The sequence below is a fragment of the Streptomyces sp. NPDC059787 genome (genome assembly GCF_042732315.1).
Lineage (GTDB): Bacteria > Actinomycetota > Actinomycetes > Streptomycetales > Streptomycetaceae > Streptomyces > Streptomyces atrovirens.
The window spans coordinates 15,990-34,519 of record NZ_JBHWHX010000035.1; the positions used below are offsets into that span (position 1 = coordinate 15,990).

At 72.5% G+C, this 18,530-nt stretch carries 21 protein-coding genes and 1 pseudogene; 13 read left to right on the forward strand and 9 right to left on the reverse strand.

Annotation, left to right across the window (positions count from 1 at the left end):
* Window positions 1-5 precede the first annotated feature (5 nt).
* Window positions 6-911, forward strand: coding sequence for a Gfo/Idh/MocA family protein (locus ACFV5H_RS27500; RefSeq protein ID WP_385050345.1), 906 nt, complete (start codon window positions 6-8; stop codon window positions 909-911).
* Here ACFV5H_RS27500 and lnt read toward each other — a convergent pair.
* Together lnt and ACFV5H_RS27510 are read right to left on the reverse strand one after the other, a co-directional pair.
* Complete coding sequence (gene lnt, locus ACFV5H_RS27505; RefSeq protein WP_385050347.1) at window positions 835-2,400, reverse strand: apolipoprotein N-acyltransferase; 1,566 nt, start codon at window positions 2,398-2,400, stop codon at window positions 835-837. The two genes, ACFV5H_RS27500 and lnt, sit on opposite strands and share 77 nt — an antisense overlap.
* 70 nt (window positions 2,401-2,470) lie before the next feature.
* Window positions 2,471-2,956 carry a nuclear transport factor 2 family protein gene (locus tag ACFV5H_RS27510; RefSeq protein WP_385050349.1) on the reverse strand — a complete coding sequence of 162 codons (486 nt, stop codon included), beginning with the start codon at window positions 2,954-2,956 and terminating at the stop codon, window positions 2,471-2,473.
* A gap of 257 nt (window positions 2,957-3,213) precedes the next feature.
* Here ACFV5H_RS27510 and ACFV5H_RS27515 point away from each other — a divergent pair, with 257 nt between their 5' ends.
* The 4 genes and pseudogenes from ACFV5H_RS27515 (at window position 3,214) to ACFV5H_RS27530 (ending at window position 5,449) form a co-directional block, all read left to right on the forward strand.
* Window positions 3,214-3,498: a hypothetical protein gene (locus tag ACFV5H_RS27515; RefSeq protein ID WP_385050350.1), complete on the forward strand. Its 285-nt coding sequence runs from the start codon at window positions 3,214-3,216 to the stop codon at window positions 3,496-3,498.
* 291 nt (window positions 3,499-3,789) lie between these two features.
* Window positions 3,790-4,356, forward strand: a complete 567-nt coding sequence (locus tag ACFV5H_RS27520; protein ID WP_385050463.1) for a hypothetical protein — start codon at window positions 3,790-3,792, stop codon at window positions 4,354-4,356.
* A gap of 54 nt (window positions 4,357-4,410) precedes the next feature.
* Window positions 4,411-4,663 (forward strand): annotated as a pseudogene (locus ACFV5H_RS27525) (DUF4291 family protein); the annotation flags it as partial.
* Between the two features lie 45 nt (window positions 4,664-4,708).
* A complete protein-coding gene (locus tag ACFV5H_RS27530; RefSeq protein WP_385197708.1) occupies window positions 4,709-5,449 on the forward strand; it encodes an SDR family NAD(P)-dependent oxidoreductase in 741 nt (246 codons plus the stop codon).
* 19 nt (window positions 5,450-5,468) lie between these two features.
* Here the strand turns inward: ACFV5H_RS27530 and ACFV5H_RS27535 are convergent, their stop codons facing one another.
* The 3 genes from ACFV5H_RS27535 to ACFV5H_RS27545 all read right to left on the reverse strand — a co-directional run bounded on the left by ACFV5H_RS27535 (window position 5,469) and on the right by ACFV5H_RS27545 (window position 7,278).
* Entirely contained in the window at window positions 5,469-5,648 is a 180-nt protein-coding gene (locus ACFV5H_RS27535; RefSeq protein ID WP_085570927.1) for a hypothetical protein, read from the reverse strand.
* 118 nt (window positions 5,649-5,766) lie between these two features.
* The gene (locus ACFV5H_RS27540; RefSeq protein ID WP_385050354.1) at window positions 5,767-6,642 is read right to left on the reverse strand and encodes an undecaprenyl-diphosphate phosphatase; all 876 of its coding nucleotides are present in this window, start codon (window positions 6,640-6,642) and stop codon (window positions 5,767-5,769) included.
* Between the two features lie 165 nt (window positions 6,643-6,807).
* Window positions 6,808-7,278 carry a winged helix-turn-helix transcriptional regulator gene (locus ACFV5H_RS27545; protein WP_385050356.1) on the reverse strand — a complete coding sequence of 157 codons (471 nt, stop codon included), beginning with the start codon at window positions 7,276-7,278 and terminating at the stop codon, window positions 6,808-6,810.
* A gap of 115 nt (window positions 7,279-7,393) precedes the next feature.
* Between ACFV5H_RS27545 and ACFV5H_RS27550 the strand changes: the two genes are divergently transcribed.
* Window positions 7,394-8,563 (forward strand): thiolase family protein, encoded by a 1,170-nt coding sequence (locus ACFV5H_RS27550; protein WP_385050358.1) that lies wholly within the window; start codon window positions 7,394-7,396, stop codon window positions 8,561-8,563.
* A 16-nt stretch (window positions 8,564-8,579) separates the two neighbouring features.
* Here the strand turns inward: ACFV5H_RS27550 and ACFV5H_RS27555 are convergent, their stop codons facing one another.
* On the reverse strand, window positions 8,580-9,356 hold the full coding sequence (locus ACFV5H_RS27555) for a TVP38/TMEM64 family protein (protein ID WP_385050360.1): 777 nt from the start codon (window positions 9,354-9,356) through the stop codon (window positions 8,580-8,582).
* A 49-nt stretch (window positions 9,357-9,405) separates the two neighbouring features.
* Between ACFV5H_RS27555 and ACFV5H_RS27560 the strand changes: the two genes are divergently transcribed.
* The 3 genes from ACFV5H_RS27560 to ACFV5H_RS27570 all read left to right on the forward strand — a co-directional run bounded on the left by ACFV5H_RS27560 (window position 9,406) and on the right by ACFV5H_RS27570 (window position 12,556).
* The gene (locus tag ACFV5H_RS27560) at window positions 9,406-10,137 is read left to right on the forward strand and encodes a DNA alkylation repair protein (RefSeq protein WP_385197710.1); all 732 of its coding nucleotides are present in this window, start codon (window positions 9,406-9,408) and stop codon (window positions 10,135-10,137) included.
* Between the two features lie 306 nt (window positions 10,138-10,443).
* Window positions 10,444-11,613 (forward strand): elongation factor Tu, encoded by a 1,170-nt coding sequence (gene tuf / locus ACFV5H_RS27565; protein WP_385050364.1) that lies wholly within the window; start codon window positions 10,444-10,446, stop codon window positions 11,611-11,613.
* Between the two features lie 97 nt (window positions 11,614-11,710).
* Window positions 11,711-12,556, forward strand: coding sequence for a spermidine synthase (locus ACFV5H_RS27570; protein WP_385197712.1), 846 nt, complete (start codon window positions 11,711-11,713; stop codon window positions 12,554-12,556).
* 91 nt (window positions 12,557-12,647) lie between these two features.
* Here the strand turns inward: ACFV5H_RS27570 and ACFV5H_RS27575 are convergent, their stop codons facing one another.
* On the reverse strand, window positions 12,648-13,940 hold the full coding sequence (locus ACFV5H_RS27575; RefSeq protein ID WP_385197714.1) for an MFS transporter: 1,293 nt from the start codon (window positions 13,938-13,940) through the stop codon (window positions 12,648-12,650).
* Between the two features lie 70 nt (window positions 13,941-14,010).
* Window positions 14,011-15,021, reverse strand: a complete 1,011-nt coding sequence (locus ACFV5H_RS27580; protein ID WP_385050370.1) for a hypothetical protein — start codon at window positions 15,019-15,021, stop codon at window positions 14,011-14,013.
* A gap of 134 nt (window positions 15,022-15,155) precedes the next feature.
* On the opposite strand from ACFV5H_RS27580, the gene ACFV5H_RS27585 reads away from it, so the two are divergent.
* Window positions 15,156-15,593 (forward strand): DUF4442 domain-containing protein, encoded by a 438-nt coding sequence (locus ACFV5H_RS27585; RefSeq protein ID WP_385197744.1) that lies wholly within the window; start codon window positions 15,156-15,158, stop codon window positions 15,591-15,593.
* 85 nt (window positions 15,594-15,678) lie between these two features.
* Entirely contained in the window at window positions 15,679-16,308 is a 630-nt protein-coding gene (locus ACFV5H_RS27590; RefSeq protein ID WP_385197716.1) for a DedA family protein, read from the forward strand.
* A gap of 67 nt (window positions 16,309-16,375) precedes the next feature.
* Here ACFV5H_RS27590 and ACFV5H_RS27595 read toward each other — a convergent pair whose 3' ends face one another.
* A complete protein-coding gene (locus tag ACFV5H_RS27595; RefSeq protein WP_385050374.1) occupies window positions 16,376-16,906 on the reverse strand; it encodes a gamma carbonic anhydrase family protein in 531 nt (176 codons plus the stop codon).
* Between the two features lie 115 nt (window positions 16,907-17,021).
* Here ACFV5H_RS27595 and ACFV5H_RS27600 point away from each other — a divergent pair, with 115 nt between their 5' ends.
* Both ACFV5H_RS27600 and ACFV5H_RS27605 read left to right on the forward strand, forming a co-directional pair.
* On the forward strand, window positions 17,022-17,819 hold the full coding sequence (locus ACFV5H_RS27600) for an acyltransferase (RefSeq protein ID WP_385050376.1): 798 nt from the start codon (window positions 17,022-17,024) through the stop codon (window positions 17,817-17,819).
* 131 nt (window positions 17,820-17,950) lie between these two features.
* Window positions 17,951-18,523 carry a helix-turn-helix domain-containing protein gene (locus ACFV5H_RS27605; protein ID WP_385050378.1) on the forward strand — a complete coding sequence of 191 codons (573 nt, stop codon included), beginning with the start codon at window positions 17,951-17,953 and terminating at the stop codon, window positions 18,521-18,523.
* The last annotated feature ends 7 nt before the right edge of the window (window positions 18,524-18,530 follow it).

Sequence of the window (18,530 nt, forward strand, 5' to 3'; positions counted from 1 at the left end):
ACCCCGTGAAGGTCGGCTGCATCGGACTCGGTGACATCGCCCAGAAGGCCTATCTTCCGGTGCTCGCCCACCAGCCCGGAGTGGAGCTGCACCTGCAGACCCGCACCCCCGCGACCCTCGACCGGGTCGCCGACGGCCTCCACCTCCCGCCCGCGCGGCGCCACGCGGACCTCGACTCCCTGATCGCCCAGGACCTCGACGCGGCCTTCGTGCACGCGCCCACCGAGGTCCACCCCGAGATCGTGACCCGGCTCCTGGAGGCGGGCGTACCGACGTACGTCGACAAGCCGCTCGCCTACGAACTCGCCGACTCCGAGCGGCTGGTGGCGCTCGCCGAGGAGCGGGGCACGAGTCTCGCCGTCGGCTTCAACCGGCGCTTCGCCCCCGGCTACGTCCAGTGCGCCGACCACCCGCGCGAGCTGATCCTGATGCAGAAGAACCGCGTCGGACTGCCCGAGGAACCCCGCACGATGATCCTCGACGACTTCATCCACGTCGTCGACACCCTGCGTTTCCTGGTGCCCGGCACGGTCGACGACGTGACCGTGCGCGCCCGCACCGAGGACGGGCTGCTGCACCACGTGGTGCTCCAGCTCTCCGGGGACGGCTTCACCGCGCTCGGCGTGATGAACCGGCTCAGCGGCTCGGCCGAGGAGATCCTGGAGGTCTCCGGGCAGGACACCAAGCGTCAGGTGGTCAACCTCGCCGAGGTGATCGACCACAAGGGACAGCCCACCGTGCGCCGGCGCGGCGACTGGGTGCCGGTGTCGCGGCAGCGCGGCATCGAGCAGGCGGTGCTCGCCTTCCTGGACGCGGTCCGCGCGGGCGAGGTGCTCAGCGCCCGGGACGCGCTGGCGACCCATGAGCTGTGCGAGCGGGTGCTGCGAGCGGTCCACGAGCGCCCCGCCTGACCCGCAGCACCTCGGCGACGCCCCAGACCGTGAGGATCATGGGGGCCCCGTACAGCGGCCAGTCGCCGAAGCGGACGTAGGGCGTGGTGCCGTGCGCCAGTGGAACCTCGTACACCCGCGCGGCGGCGGTGTCCGTGCCGAGCCGCGGGCCGACTGGCTCCCCGCCCGGCCCGTACACCGCGGAGACGCCCGTCAGGGTCGCGTGCACCATCGGGCGGCCGGTCTCGGCGGCGCGCAGCGCGCCGAGCGAGGCGTGCTGCGCGGGCGCCCAGCTCTGCTGGAACGTCGACGTGGAGGACTGGGCGAGCAGGACGTCGGCGCCGTCCTCGGCGAGATGCCGGCTCATGTCGGGGAACGCGGACTCGAAGCACACCATCGGGCCGATCCGCGGCCCGTTCGCCGTGTCCATCACCACCTGCTCGGAGCCCTGCCGGCGGTCCTCGCCGGCCGCCTCGCCGACGGAGGTCGCCCAGCCCAGCAGGGAACGGGCCGGGATGTACTCGCCGAACGGGACCAGCCGCATCTTGTCGTACCGGTCGCCGGTCGGACCGTCCGGGCCGATCAGTACCGAGCTCTTGTGGATACCGGGCTTGTCCGACCGCCGGGCGTCCACGTTGACCAGGAGTTCGGCGCCCGTCTCGCGGGACAGCGCGGCCAGCCGCCGCGCGAGGTCGGGCCGGTCCCCGAGGTCGAAGCCGACGCTGCTCTCGCCCCAGACGACCAGGCCGACGTCCTGCCTGGCGAGCTCGCGCGTGAGCTGTTCCTCACGGTCGAAGCGGCGGTCCGCACTGTCGGGTCCGGCGACGACGCCCGGCTGCACGAGCGCGATCCGCACCCGGTCGTCGGTGCCGGGCCGGGGCGAGAACACCCAGGCGGCGGAAGCGGCGGCGGCCGTGGCGACGAGCCCGGCCAGGGCGGGCAACCGGGCCTGCCGGACCGCGACCAGCACGGCCACGGCGACGTTCAGGGCCACCACCAGGAAACTGAGCAGCCATGTCCCCCCGACCGACGCCAGCCGCAGCGCGGCCTCCACCTGCCACTGGCTCGCACCGAGCACACCCCAGGGGCCACCGAGCCCCTGCCAGGAGCGGACGAGTTCGATCGTCAGCCACCCCGACGGCACCACGACGAGCGCGGCCGTGACCCGCCCGCGGGACGGCACCCCGCCGAGCAGCCGCCGCACCAGCCACCCCCACGGCGCCCACAGCGCGCCCAGCAGGGCGGCGATGACGAACGTGAACACGTGCAGATTCGGCAGCAGCCAGTGGTGCATGGCCAGCATGAAGCCGAACCCGCCCCACCAGCCGTCGCAGGCCGCCCGTCTTCCCGTAGGAGCGGTACGGGCCAGCAGCACCCACGGGACCAGGGCGACGTAGGCGAACCACCACAGGGACGGGGCGGGAAAGGCCAGGACGGGCAGGGCGCCCACGACCGCGGCGGCGGTCGAGCGCCGCCAGGGGGAGGCGAGCCAGTGGCCGAGCGTCTTCATAGGCGCCTCCCTACCCCGTGGTGCCTCCAGTGTGCGTCCCCTCGGTGATCCGGGACGGCGCACGCCGGGATCAGCCGATCACAGAAGCCGTCCGCGGGTCGGGCAGGCGGCGCCACTTCTCCCGTACGACCACCCCGCTCAGCCGCCAGCCGTCGTCCGTGCGCAGCATCGCGAAGGCGCACCGGCCGCCGCACACGAGGTCCAAGGCGGCGAAGGCGCCGTCCTGTCCGGTACGGCCCATCGGATTGACGTAGTCGGCCTGCACCTGGGCCGTGTCGCCGGTGTCCTGCTCCCAGACCCCGAACCGCACCCGCCGGTTGACGATCAGGTGCTGCCGCACGGGGAAGCCCCCGAGACTGTCCGCCAGCCATCCGGCCACTGTCCCGGCGCTGCCCTCGATGCCGCCGGCCGAGCGGTAGTCCGCCCGCCCGTCCGGGGTGAACAGTCCCCGGTACGCCTCCCAGTCGCCGTCGTCCACGGCCACCGCGTACTCGGTGACGAGCCCGTCCACGGCCAGCCGGTCCCTCACGGTCGCGAGCTCCACACGCTGCGTCATCGGCTCAGTGTTGGCCATGGCGCGTGCGCGGCCAAGGGGGCGTGCGCGGATATTCACCGGTCTTCGCCCTGTTGCGCGGCCGAGGCCGTCTCGTGGCGCAACCGCGGAGGGCCTCGCGTCCGGGGCGGCGGCCGCCGTTCGGATCACCCGAGGTGGCCCTTCAGGTGATTGCCGGACGCCTCATGAGCCGGACGGCCGTCGCAGGGGTACGACGTCCCGGCAGAGGACGAGTCCGGAACGCCACGAGGAGCTTGGGGATGTACGCAGCAGTCCGGCGGTACGAAGGAGTGACCGATGCGGCCGAGGCGGCACGTCTCGTGAACGAGGGGTTCGTGCCGCTCATGCGTCAGGTCGCAGGCTTCGTGGCCTACTACTGGATCGATGCCGGGGACGGAGTGATGGTCTCGACCAGCGTCTTCCAGGACCGGGCCGGCGCCGAGGAATCGATCCTGAGGGCTGCGGGCTTCGTGCGGGACAACCTCGCGTCACTGCTTCCCCACCCTCCCGAGGTCATGGCCGGCGAGGTGGTGGCTTCCGCGTGACGGCGTTCTGGCCGGCCGTACGAGGTGGTCTCCACAAGGCCGTACCGGCCTGCCCTGCCCGCATGACCGGCTTTTCGGCGAGGTGCCGTCAGCCGCGAACGAGACCCGACGTGGGTTGTCAAGCCGCGTTCACGGACTGCGAGGGCCCGTGCTCGAGTACCGGGCTGCATCGACTCCGTTGGACGAGCCTGCCGGGAAGCGGATCATGGAGCCGTGACGAAGCGGACGAAGAAGACGGCTCCGGCCGAACAGCCGGAGCGTGAGCCCGGGCTCTCGGCGTACCAGCAGGCGATGCGGAACCGGCTCCTCGCGGCCCCCGTGGTGCCCGCTCCCGAACCCTGGCAGCCCGTCTTCGAGTACGCGTACGGCGTTCCTGTCGGCGGCCTGCTCGGGATCGGCTTCGCGACGCATCCCGACAGCGGCCACGATCTGGTGATGGTCGTCTCCTCCGACGGCCACGGTCTCTTCGACGCCGTCACCGGGGAGAAGATCGCCAGGGACCGCGACCCCGACGCCGAGGACAGCACCCCCGACGCGGTCGCCGATCTGTCCTGCCCGGGACTGGGGCCGGTCGCCGGGAGCCGCGTACGCATCGCGGGGCTGTTCGGCGGAGGGCTGCACACCACCACCGCGGACGGCTGGACCCTGGAGGTCGTCACCCCGGCCTGGCCGAACGACCGTGTCCTGCTGTCCAGCGACGGCGGGCCGCCCCACGCCGGTCCGCACGGAGAGCGGTGGTGGCACATCTTCCACTCGAACTACTCCGAACTTCGAGCAGCCGGTTTCTCGCCCTCCGGGCAGACGGTCGCCGTGGCGACGAGCAGCGACCTCTCCCTGTGGACACGCGTGGAGGAGTGAGGTCACCCGTCGAACCGGTTCCACTCGATCGCGGTACCGGTCGGTGGGGCGAGGGCGCTGCGGGACGCGTGTCTGTCGCACTGCGTGCCGCCCCGCACGGTGACGGCGGCACCTGGAAGCGGGAGCTGCGGGAGGCGGCCGCGCGGTACGCGGACGAGTGGATCGTGGGCGTCGAGGACGTGACACCGCTCGCCGCCGAGATCCATGCCCTGGTGCGGGAGGGGAGCCCGACCGTGCGGCCGGGCTGCTGCCCGAGGAGCGCCCCCACCCCCTCGACGACGAGGTGCTCGCGCATCTGCGAGCCTGAGGATCTTCGTCCCGCGCTCTTCGCGCTCTTCGCCTGGAGGTACTCATGAAGCGTCTCGTCACGGTGGTCACCGGTGGCAGCCGGGGGATCGGTGCCGCGACCTGTCTGCGGCTCGCGTCGGAGGGGCACGACGTGGCGGTGAACTACGTCCGGGACGCCGCGGCCGCCGAGGACGTGGCGCAGGGGGTGCGGGCGGCCGGGGCGCGGGCCGTGACCGTGCGCGCGGACACGTCCGTCGAGGCGGATGTCGACCGTCTCTTCGAGGTGGCGGAGCGGGAGCTCGGGCCGCTGACGGGGCTGGTGAACAACGCGGCGGTGACGGGGCCGCTGGGGCGGTTCACCGAGGTCGGGACGGACGTCCTGCGGCGGGTCGTCGACGTCAACCTCATCGGCACGCTGCTGTGTTCGCGGCGGGCGGCGCAGCTCATGACGCCCCGGGGAGAGGGTGTGATCGTGAACATCTCCTCGGGGGCCGCCACTCTGGGCAGCCCCGGCGAGTTCGTGCACTACGCGGCGACGAAGGCCGCCGTCGACACCCTGACCCTCGGTCTGTCCAAGGAGCTCGGCCCGGACGGCATCCGGGTCAACGCGGTCGCGCCGGGCGCGATCGACACGGAGATGCATGCCGCCATGGGAGCCCCGGACCGTGCCCGGGAGATGGCCGGGAGCATCCCGCTGCGGCGGGTGGGGCAGGCCGAGGAGATCGCGGCGGCCGTGGCGTGGCTGATGTCGCCGGAGGCCTCGTATACCACGGGGACGGTGCTGAGAGTGGCGGGCGGGCGCTGAGCCGCGGGGCGGGGGAGGGTCAGGCCGCCTTGACGACCCGGCCGCGGATCGCCGCCGCCCACTCGACCACCAGCAGTTCGTACTGCTCGCGCTCCTGGGCGGACAGGGACCCGCCCGCGCGCAGCCACAGCGCGCGGATCTGCTCGTTGACCTCGGCGGCGGACCGCGCGGAACCAGGGGTCACTAAGTCGGGGGACATGCGGACAAGCCTAGGGCCAGGGACTGACAGTGCGCTACCGGACGGCTACGCGCACCGTATGTCTTCGGTCACGTGCCCGAGTCACGTTCCCGCCGGGGAGGCGTGTTCCGCGCGGGGCTCAGCCCGCCGACTCCGCCGCGTGCGGGCTGAGGGCGCCCGTGGCGACCAGCACGATGATGACGATGCCGAGCGCGATGCGGTACCAGACGAAGGGCATGAAGCTCTTGGTCGAGATGAACTTCATGAACCAGGCGATCACCGCGTACCCGACGGCGAAGGCGATCACCGTCGCGAAGAGCGTCGGGCCCCAGGAGACGTGCCCGCCCTCCGCGGCGTCCTTCAGCTCGAACGCCCCGGAGGCCAGCACCGCGGGGACGGCGAGCAGGAAGGAGTAGCGGGCCGCGGCCTCGCGCCGGTAGCCCATGAACAGACCGCCGCTGATGGTGGCGCCGGAGCGGGAGACACCCGGGATGAGGGCCATGGCCTGGCAGATGCCGTAGATCAGGCCGTCCTTGACGCTCAGATCCTTGAGTTCCTTGCGCTGCTTGGCCACACGGTGCCGGCCGCCGCTCTCGCTCCGCGCCGCGAGGCGGTCGGCGACGCCGAGCACGACGCCCATGCCGATCAGCATCGCCGCGGTGAGCCGCAGATCACGGAACGGCCCCTCGATCTGGTCCTTGAGCGTCACCCCGAGCACGCCGATCGGGATCGAGCCGACGATGACGAGCCAGCCCATGCGCGCGTCCTGGTCGCGGCGCATCTCCTTGTCCGTCAGCGAGCGGGTCCAGGCCGACAGGATCCGCCCGATGTCCTTGCGGAAGTAGATCAGGACCGCGGTCTCCGTGCCGATCTGGGTGATCGCGGTGAAGGCCGCGCCCGGGTCCTCCCAGCCGGAGAAGGCCGCGGTCAGCCGCAGGTGCGCGCTGGAGGAGACGGGCAGGAACTCGGTCAGCCCCTGGACGAGTCCGAGGATGAGTGATTCGAACCAAGACATGAGGTAGCGGAGTCCAAGTGCCGATCGTGGGACGGGCGACGGCGCACCGCACCGCCGTGAGCGGTGATCGATGATCAGGCGCGCCGAGGGGGAAGCGTAGCGCCCCAAGATGAACAGCCCCGACACAGGGGCTTCACGGCTCCGCCCTTGACGGAAAGCGACGGCTCAGGCCGCCGTGGGGCCGCCCACCGTCCACCCCGGCGCCTGCGGATGCGAGGTCAGGTCCTCGTGACGCGCCTCGTCGCCACAGGTCCGGCAGGTGACGACCGGGACGAATTCGCTGCCGCAGACGTGCTCGAGCACCATGGGCAGGTCGCCGTCCCGGTGCAGATGGCGGTCGCCCCACTCCTTGAGGGTCAGCAGGACGGGCTCCAGTTCCAGCCCCGCCTGGGTGGGCCGGTACTCGAAGCGCTGCGGGCGCTCGCTGTAGGGGTGCTTGGCCAGGATCCCGGCGTCGACCAGCCGCCGCAGCCGGGTGGCCAGGATGTCGCGCGGAGCGCCGATGTTGCGCACCAGCTGGTCGAAGCGGCCGTTGCCCAGGCACACCTCGCGCAGGACGAGCAGGGAGTACTTCTCGCCGACCAGCGCGAGCGTGTCGGCGATCGAGCAGGGACGCGGGTCTTTGGAGGCGGCCATACGGCCGAGTCTAGAGGAGGGTTTGTTTTTCCAACTCACAGGGCTATGGTGAGTTCGGATTTCCTACTCACTGGTACGTCGTCCTGAACCGGTCCCGGCCAAGGAGGCCCGCACCATGCGTGACGCAGTCGTCGTCGAAGCCGTACGCACCCCCATCGGCAGGGGCAAGCCGCAGGGCGCCCTCGCCCACGTCCACCCCGTCGAACTCCTCGCCCACACCCTGCGCACCCTCGTCGAGCGCTCCGGCGTGGACCCCACGCTGATCGACGACGTCATCGGCGGCACCGTCGACCAGGTCGGCGAGCAGGCCATGAACACCACCCGCTACGCCGTCCTGTCCGCCGGCCTGCCCGAGTCCGTCCCGGCCACCACCGTGGACCGCCAGTGCGGCTCCTCCCAGCAGGCCGTGCACTTCGCGGCGCAAGGGGTCATGTCCGGCGCGTACGACCTCGTCGTCGCCTGCGGCGTGGAGTCCATGAGCCGGGTGCCGATGTGGTCCAACGTGCCCGCGGGCAAGGACCCCTTCGGCCCCGGAGTCGCCGAGCGCTACCCGGAAGGGCTCGTCCCGCAGGGCGTCAGCGCCGAACTCATCGCCGCCAAGTGGTCGATCACCCGCGAGCAGATGGACACCTTCGCCGTCTCCTCGCACCGCAAGGCCGCCGGGGCCTGGAACACCGGGCTGTTCGACGCCGAGGTCGCACCGCTCGACGGCGTCACCCGCGACGAGTGCGTACGGCCGGACAGCACCACCGAGACCCTGGCCGGCCTGCGTCCCGCCTACCACGACCCGGTCTTCGCCGAGCGCTTCCCGCAGATCGAGTGGAACGTCACCGCGGGCAACGCCAGCCCGATCAACGACGGTGCCTCCGCCGTCCTCATCACGTCGAGCGAGACCGCCGCCCGCCTCGGCCTGCGCCCGCTCGCCCGGCTGCACAGCTTCGCCGTCACCGGATCCGACCCGCTGCTGATGCTCACCGGTGTCGTCCCGGCCACCGAGAAGGTGCTGCGCCGCGCCTCCCTGTCGCTCGACGACATCGACCTGTTCGAGGTCAACGAGGCGTTCGCCGGTGTGGTCCTGGCCTGGCAGCAGGAGACCGGCGCCGACCCGGCCAAGGTCAACGTGCACGGCGGCGCCCTCGCCCTCGGCCATCCGCTCGGCGCCAGCGGCACCCGGCTGACGACGACCCTGGTCCACGCGATGCGCGAACGCGGCGCCCGCTACGCCCTGCAGACCATGTGCGAGGCCGGCGGACTCGCCAACGCGATGGTCCTGGAGCGGGCCTGACGTACCGCCGGCCGACTCACCGTCCGCGCAGCTGGTGCCGCTTGCGCCACGCCACCACCGCGCCCGCCAGGCCCGGTACGGCGATGCAGGCCAGCGCGATCAGGAAGGCCGGGGACGTCGGCGTCGAGGCACGGGCGCCGGCCACCACGTAGGCGGCGGTGTTCGGGACCGACCCGAGTGCCGTCGCCAGCAGGAACGGCAGCAGGCCCATACGGGAGACGGCGGCGCAGTAGTTCGAGGCGGCGAACGGGATACCCGGGAACAGCCGGGCCGCCAGCATCGAGCGGAAGCCGTGCCGGCTCAGCTGGTCGTCCGCGGCCTTCAGCCAGCGTCCGCGCAGCAGCGGACGGAGCGCCTCCTGGCCGAGCGCCCGCCCCAGGCAGAAGGCCAGCCCGGCGCCCAGCACCGTGCCGCCCAGCGCCGCGCCCAGGCCGAGCTGGGAGCCGAACAGCGCGCCCGCGGCGAGGTTCAGCAGCGGGCGCGGCACGAACGCCACCGTGCACACCCCGTAGGCCACCGCGTACGCCACGACCGCCGCGGCCCCGCCGAGCTGTGCGGGCCAGCCGTCGGTCAGCAGCCGCTGTGGCTCGAACGCGAGCATCAGCGACGCGGCGGTGAGGAGCAGGGCGACCAGCAGGGACAGCCGTGACCACGGCGACAGCAGGATTCTGGCGCAGCGGGCGGCGAATCCCGTGGTGGTGGCCGGCGGGAGCGGTACCGCGAGGTCCGTGGCGGTGGCCCGGGGAGAGGCCGTGGCGGCGGTGCCCCCAGAGCGGGTGGTGGCATCGAGCATCCGGTGACACTAACCGACAAATGTGTGTGATCGCCGTAGTGTTCGTCTCATGCGCGTCACAGAGGACGGTACGGCGGCACCGCGTGTGCCGGGCAGTCCGCTCGCCGACACCGTGCTGGAACGGCTCACCGCCGCGTACGGGCCCGCGGCCGATCCGGAGCGGGCCGTGGCGATGCGCGCCTACATGAAGGACGTCGCCCCCTTCCTCGGCCTGACCACCCCGGCCCGCCGCGCCCTGTCCCGCACCGTCGTGGAAGGGCTGCCCCGCCCCGACGAGGCCGACTGCGCGGCCGTCGCCCTGCGCTGCTGGGAGCTGCCCGAGCGCGAGTACCAGTACTTCGCCGTGGACTACCTGCGCCGCCACGTACGGCACTGCTCCTCCGGCTTCCTGCCCGTCGCCCGGCACCTCGTCACCACGGTCCCCTGGTGGGACACCGTCGACCTGCTCGCCGCGCACGTCGTCGGGGCGCTGGTCGCCGCCGACCGGAGTCTCACCGCCGAGATGGACGAGTGGATCGGCGACGACGACCTGTGGCTCGCCCGCACCGCCCTGCTCCACCAACTGCGCTACAAGGAAAGCACCGACACCGCGCGCCTCTTCGACCACTGCCTGCGCCGGTCCGGACACCAGGACTTCTTCATCCGCAAGGCCATCGGCTGGTGCCTGCGCGAGTACGCCAGGACCGACCCCGACGCCGTACGGGCCTTCCTGGCGCGCGAGCAGGGACGGTTCGCGCCGCTGTCGGTACGGGAGGCGCTGAAGAACATCGGCGCCCGGTAGCCCGGCCCGGCGCGGAAAACCATTCGACGCGGAGCGGGTCGTCGGCAAGGATCGACGCCATGTTCCGGTACGCCTTCCACCTCGCAGCATCCGCGGTCGCGGATGCCCCGAAGGCTGCCGTTCCCGCCTTCCTCGCAGCAGTCGACGGCGCCCGAAGCTGACCCTCCCCGGATCGTCCGGCGGACCCCCCAGGGGGAGGGTCGGTCAGGTCCCTGGGGTCCCCGTCCCGGCCGCGCGCCGATCCGCCGCGCCCGGGGCCGTCACGCGTCACCACGCGTCATCACCGAGAGGCTTCGAGGTACCGCCATGTCCAAGACGGCGTACGTCCGCACCAAACCGCATCTGAACATCGGCACGATGGGCCATGTCGACCACGGCAAGACCACCCTGACCGCCGCCATCACCAAGGTCCTCGCCGAGCGCGGCTCCGGCAGTTTCGTCCCGTTCGACCGCATCGACCGGGCGCCGGAGGAGGCCGCGCGCGGCATCACCATCAACATCGCGCACGTCGAGTACGAGACCGACACCCGGCACTACGCCCACGTCGACATGCCCGGCCACGCCGACTACGTCAAGAACATGGTCACCGGCGCCGCGCAGCTCGACGGGGCGATCCTCGTCGTCTCGGCGCTCGACGGGATCATGCCGCAGACCGCCGAGCACGTGCTGCTCGCCCGGCAGGTGGGCGTGGACCACATCGTCGTGGCGATCAACAAGGCCGACGCGGGCGACGAGGAACTCACCGACCTGGTCGAACTGGAGGTCCGCGACCTGCTCTCCGCGCACGGCTACGGCGGGGAGTCCGCGCCCGTCGTACGGGTCTCCGGGCTGAAGGCGCTGGACGGCGACCCGCGCTGGACGGCGTCGATCGACGCGCTGCTCGACGCGGTGGACACGTATGTGCCCATGCCCGAGCGGTACCTGGACGCGCCGTTCCTGCTGCCGGTGGAGAACGTGCTCACCATCACCGGCCGGGGCACCGTCGTGACGGGCGCGGTGGAGCGCGGCACGGTCCGCGTCGGCGACCGGGTCGAGGTGCTCGGCGCCGACGTGGAGACCGTGGTGACCGGCCTGGAGACCTTCGGCAAGCCCATGGAGGAGGCGCAGGCCGGCGACAACGTGGCGCTGCTGCTGCGCGGGGTGCCGCGCGACGCGGTGCGACGCGGGCACGTGGTGGCCGCGCCGGGCAGCGTGGTGCCGAGCCGGCGTTTCACCGCGCAGGTGTACGTGCTGTCGTCCCGCGAGGGCGGCCGTACGACACCGGTGTCGACCGGGTACCGCCCGCAGTTCTACATCCGCACGGCGGACGTCGTGGGTGACGTCGACCTCGGCGAGGCGGCGGTGGCGCGGCCCGGGGACACGGTCACGATGACCGTCGAACTGGGACGGGACGTGCCCCTGGAGTCCGGGCTCGGGTTCGCCATCCGTGAGGGCGGCCGCACCGTGGGGGCGGGGACCGTGACCGCCGTCGGGTGAGGGCGGTGTCCGTGCGCGGGGGACTGCCGGCCGGTGCACGACCGGTCGCGCGGTGCCCCGCGCCTCTGCCGGCGTCGGCCGCCCGCACAATGAGGAGGTGAACGAAGCCATACCCGTCAGCCGCGTCACCGACCACGGCACCGCGAGACTCATGCCCGACGTGGACCGGGAGCGGGCCTGGCTGCTGACCGTCGACGGGGCACCGCAGTCGTACGTCGACCTCGACGAGCCGACGCATCTGGAGTTCGAGTACGCGCGTCGGCTCGGGCACGTCCTCGACACCGTGGGCGAGCCGGGGCGCCCCCTGGACGCCCTGCACCTCGGCGGCGGCGCGCTCACCCTGCCCCGCTACCTGGCCGCCACCCGCCCCGGCTCCCGGCAGCACGTCGTGGAGTTCGACCGGGGGCTGCTGGAACTGGTCGCCGAGCACCTGCCCCTCCCCGCCGACGCCGATGTCACCCTGCACGCGGCGGACGCCCGCGCCTGGCTGGAGTCGGCCCCCGACGACAGCGCGGACGTCCTGGTCGCCGACGTCTTCGGCGGCTCACGGGTCCCGGCGCACCTGACGTCCGTCGCCTACGCGCAGGAGGCCGCCCGCGTCCTGCGGCCCGGCGGGGTCTATCTCGCCAACCTCGCGGACGCGGCCCCGTTCGCCTTCCTCCGCTCCCAACTCGCCACTTTGGGGACGCGGTTCGAGGAGCTGGCGCTGATCGCCGAGCCGGGAGTGCTGCGCGGTCGCCGCTTCGGCAACGCGGTTCTGGCCGCCGCCCACCGCCCCCTGGACATCGCCGGCCTGTCCCGCGCCACCGCCGCCGACGCCTTCCCCGCGCGGGTCGAACACGGCGCGGCCCTGCGGGACTTCACACGCGGTGCGCGCCCGGTGCGCGACGAGGACGCCGTACCGTCCCCGGAACCTCCGGAGGGGGCGTTCGGCATCGGTTGACCCGGCGCCCGTGCCGATTCCGCGCGCGGCGCACGCCGTCACCGGAGCCCGTCGACGGGCGTTCGGTGTCGGCCGGCGCGGTGCGCGCCCGTCATCCGAGCTCGCCGACGGGGCGTTCGGTGCCGGCCGGCGCGGTGTCCGGGGCCGCGCCGGTGACCTGGCGGGTTCGGCGGCGCAGATTCCGTACGTCCGGGACGCACAGCACCGCCGCCGTGACGACCACGACCAGCGCCGCGCACCCCCACAGCGCCTCCGGGCGGCCGAACGCCGTCTCCGCCGGGCCCGCCAGGGCCATCGCCGTCGGCACCAGCGCGACCGAGCCGAACCAGTCGTACGCCGAGACCCGGGACAGCTTCTCCTCCGGTATCTCCTGGTGCAGCGCGGTCATCCAGGAGACGCCGAACACCTCCAGCGACACGCCGGTCACGAACATCACCGCGCACAGCACGGCGACCGGCGCCGGCACGGCGAGCGCGGCGGACGGCAGGGCCAGCGGGAACACGCACAAGGTGCCGGCGAACAGCAGACGGCGCGGCTGCCAGCGGGTCATCAGCAGCGCGCCCACCACCGTGCCCCCGCCGAAGAACGCCAGCGCCACGCCCCACGGACCGGGGCCGCCCAGATGGTCCCGGGCGACGAGCGGTCCGTAGACCGCGTCGGCCGCGCCGACGACCGCGTTGGCGACGGAGAACTGGACGACGATGCCCCACAGCCAGGGCCGGCCGATGAACTCCCGCCAGCCCTCCTTCAGATCGGCGAGCATGCCGCCGCCGGGGGCGCGCGGCGGTATGTGCTTCACGTCGAGGAACGCCCGCAGCGCCGCCGCGACCGCGAAGGCCGCCGCGTCCGCCGCCAGCACCCAGCCGGGCCCGATCGCGGCGACCATGGCGCCGCCCAGCGCGGCCCCGCCGAGCGTCGCTCCGTGCATCGCCATCCGGAACACCGCGAACGCCCGGCCGGCCTGCTCGCCCTCGACCGAGGACAGCAGCATGCCCTCGGCGGCCGGGTTGAAGAACGCCTGACCGGTACCGCCGAGCGCGCTGAGCAGCATCATCTGCCACAGCCGCGCCTCGCCCGCCAGGACCAGCGCCGCGAACGCGGCCTGCGAGACACAGTTCAGGGCGTTGGCCGCGACCATCACCCGGTGCCGCGGCAGCCGGTCCGCGACGGCACCGCCGATCAGCAGGAACAGCACCAGCGGCAGGGTGCGGGCGGCGGCCACCAGACCCACGTCGCCGCCGTCGCCGCCCGTGCCCAGCACGGCGAACGCGGCGGCGATCAGCGCGCCGTGACTGCCCAGGTTGGTCACCACGGCGGCGGCGGTCAGCAGGGAGTAGTTGCGGCCGGCCCAGACGGGACGGCGGCGGATGACGGTGGTCGGCACCCCGTGACTATCGCCGGGCCGGGGCCGACTTGCCAAATGGGCCGCCGTGGGCCGCCGCCCTCCCGACCTGCTACGACCCCTGCGGTCCGTCCTCCGTCAGACGCACCGTGCTGAGGATCTTCTGCACGGTCGCGTCCGGGATCTCGTCCTTGACGCCCTTGGCGCCGTACAGGTTCCAGGTGACGAAGTCCCCGGCGCCGTTCTTGAAGGCGAACGTGATCGCCTTGCCGTCGCTGTCGCACTTGCCGTTCTGCGGCGTGTTCTCCGAGTGCGCCGTGGCCACGCTGCCCTTGATGCCGGACGCCGTGGTGTACGCCTTCGGCTTCTCGTACTTGATGCTCTTCTTGTCGGGCTGCGTGTACCCGCCGTAGACCCACCACGGCACCCGGGTCTCGGCCGCCATGTCCGTGTCCTTGGCGCCGTTCTCGCCGCGGGTACCGGCGGTGGCGAGGGAGGTGTTCTCCTCGCGGCCGTCCTTGTTGTCGTCGCTCGTGCACCACTCGGACTTCAGATAGGCGGGGGCGGTGACGGTGGTGCGGTCCAGCTCACCGTCCTCCTTCTCCCACTCGAAGCCCACGCTGGTGCCGGGCGTCTCGATCTCCCAGTCGGCCGGGACGTCGAACTTGGTGCCGAAGCGGGTGTTGACGACGACCTGCCAGCCCGGAATGGTCGCCTTCTCCCCCTCGCCGCCGCGCGGGTTGTCGTCCGAGGCGGAGGCGCTCGGTCCGGCGGAGGTGTCCTTGGTCGCCGTCGCGGTCGGCTTGGCGTCCTTCTTGCCGTCGGCCTCGTCGTCCTCGCCGCCGCCGAGCACCAGGAACCCGGTGACACCGGCGGCCACCACCACGGCCGTCGCCGCCACGATCGCCACCAGCTTCGTCCGGTTCCCGCCGCCCCCGCCCTGCGGTGGCTGCGGTCCGCCCGCCACGGTCTGCGCCCCCCAGCCGGACTGCTGCTGGTACGGGTTCGGCTGCTGGTAGCCGGGCTGCTGGTACGGATTCGGCTGTTGGTACCCCGGCTGCTGGTACGGGTTGTTCGACTGCGGGTTCTGCTCGCCCCCGGGCGGCTGCTGTCCTGGCCACATGGGCAGCAACCCTAGCCGTGCCAGGGACACGATTGGGTCACCGCCCTTTGACGGGGACGTAGCAAACCGGATGCCGCGCGGCATGGCGAGTTGAGGCTACTCGCGGGTAACCTGCGCCCATGAGCGCAGACCAGATGTCCATCGGCGAGATGCTCGCCGCCACGGTGCCCATGGCCCGGACCCTCAACCTCCAGTTCCTGGAGACCACGCCCGAGCGGGCCGTGGTGGCCCTGCCGGACCAGGCCGACTACCACAACCACGTGGGCGGGCCGCACGCCGGTGCGATGTTCACCCTCGGTGAGTCGGCGAGCGGCGCGATCGTGCTCGCCGCGTTCGGTGACCAGCTCGCACGCGCCGTGCCGCTTGCCGTCAGCGCCGAGATCGCCTACAGGAAGCTGGCCATGGGCCCGGTCACCGCCACCGCGACCCTCGGCCGCCCGGCCACCGAGGTCGTCGCCGAACTCGACGAGGGCGTGCGCCCCGAGTTCCCGGTCTCGATCGCCATCCGCCGTGAGGACGGCGCCGTCACCGGCGAGATGACCGTCGTCTGGACCCTGCGCCCCAACGGCTGACCGCCGGCACACCGACGGGGCCCGGTAGGCTTCCCGTTCGTGCGCCGGTCCCGGCGCACGAACGGCGGGCCGGGAGGACAGGGCGTTGCACGTGCAGGAGTGGCTCGAGACCGTACCCGCGGTCGCCGTGTACGCCCTGGTGGGGCTGGTCATCGGGCTGGAGAGCCTGGGCATCCCGCTGCCGGGCGAGATCATCCTGGTCTCCTCCGCGCTGCTCGCCTCCCAGCACGGCGACATCGACCCGGTGGTCCTCGGTGCCTGCGCCACCGCCGGCGCGATCATCGGCGACTCGATCGGCTACGCCATCGGCCGCAAGGGCGGACGGCCACTGCTGGCCTGGCTGGGCGCCAAGTTCCCCCGCCACTTCAGCGAGGGGCACATCGCGACCGCCGAGCGCTCCTTCAAGAAGTGGGGCATGTGGGCCGTATTCTTCGGCCGTTTCGTGGCCCTGCTGCGCATCTTCGCCGGCCCGCTCGCGGGCGTGCTGCGGATGCCGTACTGGAAGTTCCTGATCGCCAACGTCCTCGGCGGCATCGTCTGGGCGGGCGGCACCACCGCCGTCATCTACTACGTGGGCATCGTCGCCGAGTCCTGGCTGAAGCGCTTCTCCTGGCTGGGCCTGGTACTGGCGGTACTGATCGGCGTCACCTCCATGCTCGTACTGAAGCGCAAGGCGAAAAAGGCAGCACCGGAACCCGTCGTCGCCGTTGAGTAGAAGCGCCCCGAAGGGGCGCGGGGAACTGCGCGACAAGCCCCAACGGTCCGCGGTCCGCCGGCAACCCTTACGCCCCGTGCTCTTCCCGATGCACCTCTGCAAGCGCCGCGTACATCGTCCCGTTGAGGGACAACCCCTCCCGCTCCTCCGAGGTGAGCTCCCGCCGAACCTTCGCCGGCACCCCCGCGACCAGCGACCCCGGCGGCACCTCCATCCCCTGCGGCACCAGCGCCTGAGCGGCGACAAGGGACCCCGCCCCGATCACCGCACCGTTCAGCACCGTCGCCCCCATCCCGATCAGACAGTCGTCCTCGACGGTCGCCCCGTGCACCACGGCGTTGTGTCCGATCGACACCCGCTCACCCACGCTGACCGGAAACCCCGGATCGGCGTGCAACGTGCAGTTGTCCTGCACATTGCTGCTCGCCCCGACGGAGATCCGCTCCACGTCACCGCGCAGCACCGCCCCGTACCAGACGCTCGCCCCCGCGTGCAGCGTCACGTCCCCGATCACCGAGGCCGTGGGTGCCACGAAGACGTCCCCGTCCACCTTCGGCTCCTTGCCTCCGATACCCGTGATCAGCGCGCGGTGCGTCATCGCCCTCTCCTCCACACGACGTCGTAGACACCCCGCACCGTACGCCAACCCGGTGGGGTGAAGATCACAGGGTCACCGGCCCGTCGGCGAGCCGCCCGCCGACTACGGTGAGCGGGTGCCGAAGCGCAAGAACACGTTCTCGTCCTGGCCGCGCCGCCTCGCCCAGCGCGCGGTCCACGCGGGCTGGGCCTGGGCGCAGCGCACGGGCTCGGTGACCGCCGAGCACCCCGGCCGCTTCCGCTTCGGGGCGATGGGAACAGGTACCAGGCTCGCCTTCCCGCTCGGCACGGTCTTCGGCGAGCCCTGGATCCGGATCGGCGCGCACTGCATCGTCGGCGAGCAGGTCACCCTCACCGCCGGTCTGATGCCCGGTCTCGACCTCGGCCCCGAGCCGATCCTGCGCATCGGCGACGGGGTCGTGCTGGGCCGCGGCAGTCATGTCATCGCCGACACGACGGTCACCATCGGCAGCGACTGCTACTTCGGGCCGTACGTCTACGTCACCTCCACCAATCACTCCTACGACGATCCGCACGAGCCCATCGGCAAGCAGTGGCCGCGGATGGAGCCGGTGGAGATCGGCCCCGGCTGCTGGATCGGCACCGGCGCGGTGATCCTGCCGGGGGCGCGCGTCGGGCGGAACGTGGTGGTGGCCGCGGGCGCGGTGGTCCGGGGCACGGTGCCCGACCACGCCGTGGTCGCGGGTGCCCCCGCCCGTGTCGTACGCCGCTGGACCCCCGCCGACGGCTGGCAGCCGCCGCTGCGCACCCCGGCGCCCGTACCGATCCCGGAGGGCATCACCCCGGAGCAGTTGCGGGCGCTGTCGGAGCTGGACGAGGAGGGCGTCGCGCGGCTCGCGGAACTGGACGAGGAGGGCGCGGTCCGGCTCGCCGAGCTGGAGCCCGAGGGCTGAACCGTCCTCACCCGGTCGTGAGCGACGCCGATTCCGGCCGCAGTACAGTGCGACGGACGACCGGGTCCGTCCCGCGACAGCCGGACACAGGGGACCCGGTCGCCCCACCTGCTGGACGGAACGGACGGAACGTGTCGGACCTCGACCTGCTGACCCAGTCCCTGGCGCGCAACGTCAGACGCTGGCGCACCGAGCGCGGCTTCACACTGGACACGCTCGCCGCGCGGGCCGGTGTCAGCCGCGGCATGCTCATCCAGATCGAACAGGCCCGCACCAACCCGAGCATCGGCACGGTCGTCAAGATCGGCGACGCGCTCGGCGTCAGCGTCCCCACCCTGCTCGACTACGAGCGGGGCCCGAAGGTCCGGATCGTCCCCGCCGACCAGACCGTGCGGCTGTGGCACACCGAGGGCGGCAGCTACAGCCGGCTGCTCGCCGGCACCGAGGCACCCGGCCCGCTGGAGATGTGGGACTGGCGGCTCATGCCGGGCGAGAGCAGCGACTCCGACCCGCACCCCGCCGGCACGGTCGAACTCGTCCACGTCACGTCCGGGGAACTGACCCTCACCGTCGACGGAGCGGAGCACCGGGTGCCGGCCGGCGCCAGTGCCTCCTTCGAGGCCAACACGCCGCACACGTACGGCAATCGGGGCGATGCCCCGATGGAGATGATCATGACGGTCTCGGTGCCGTCCGTGCACTGAGGCACCC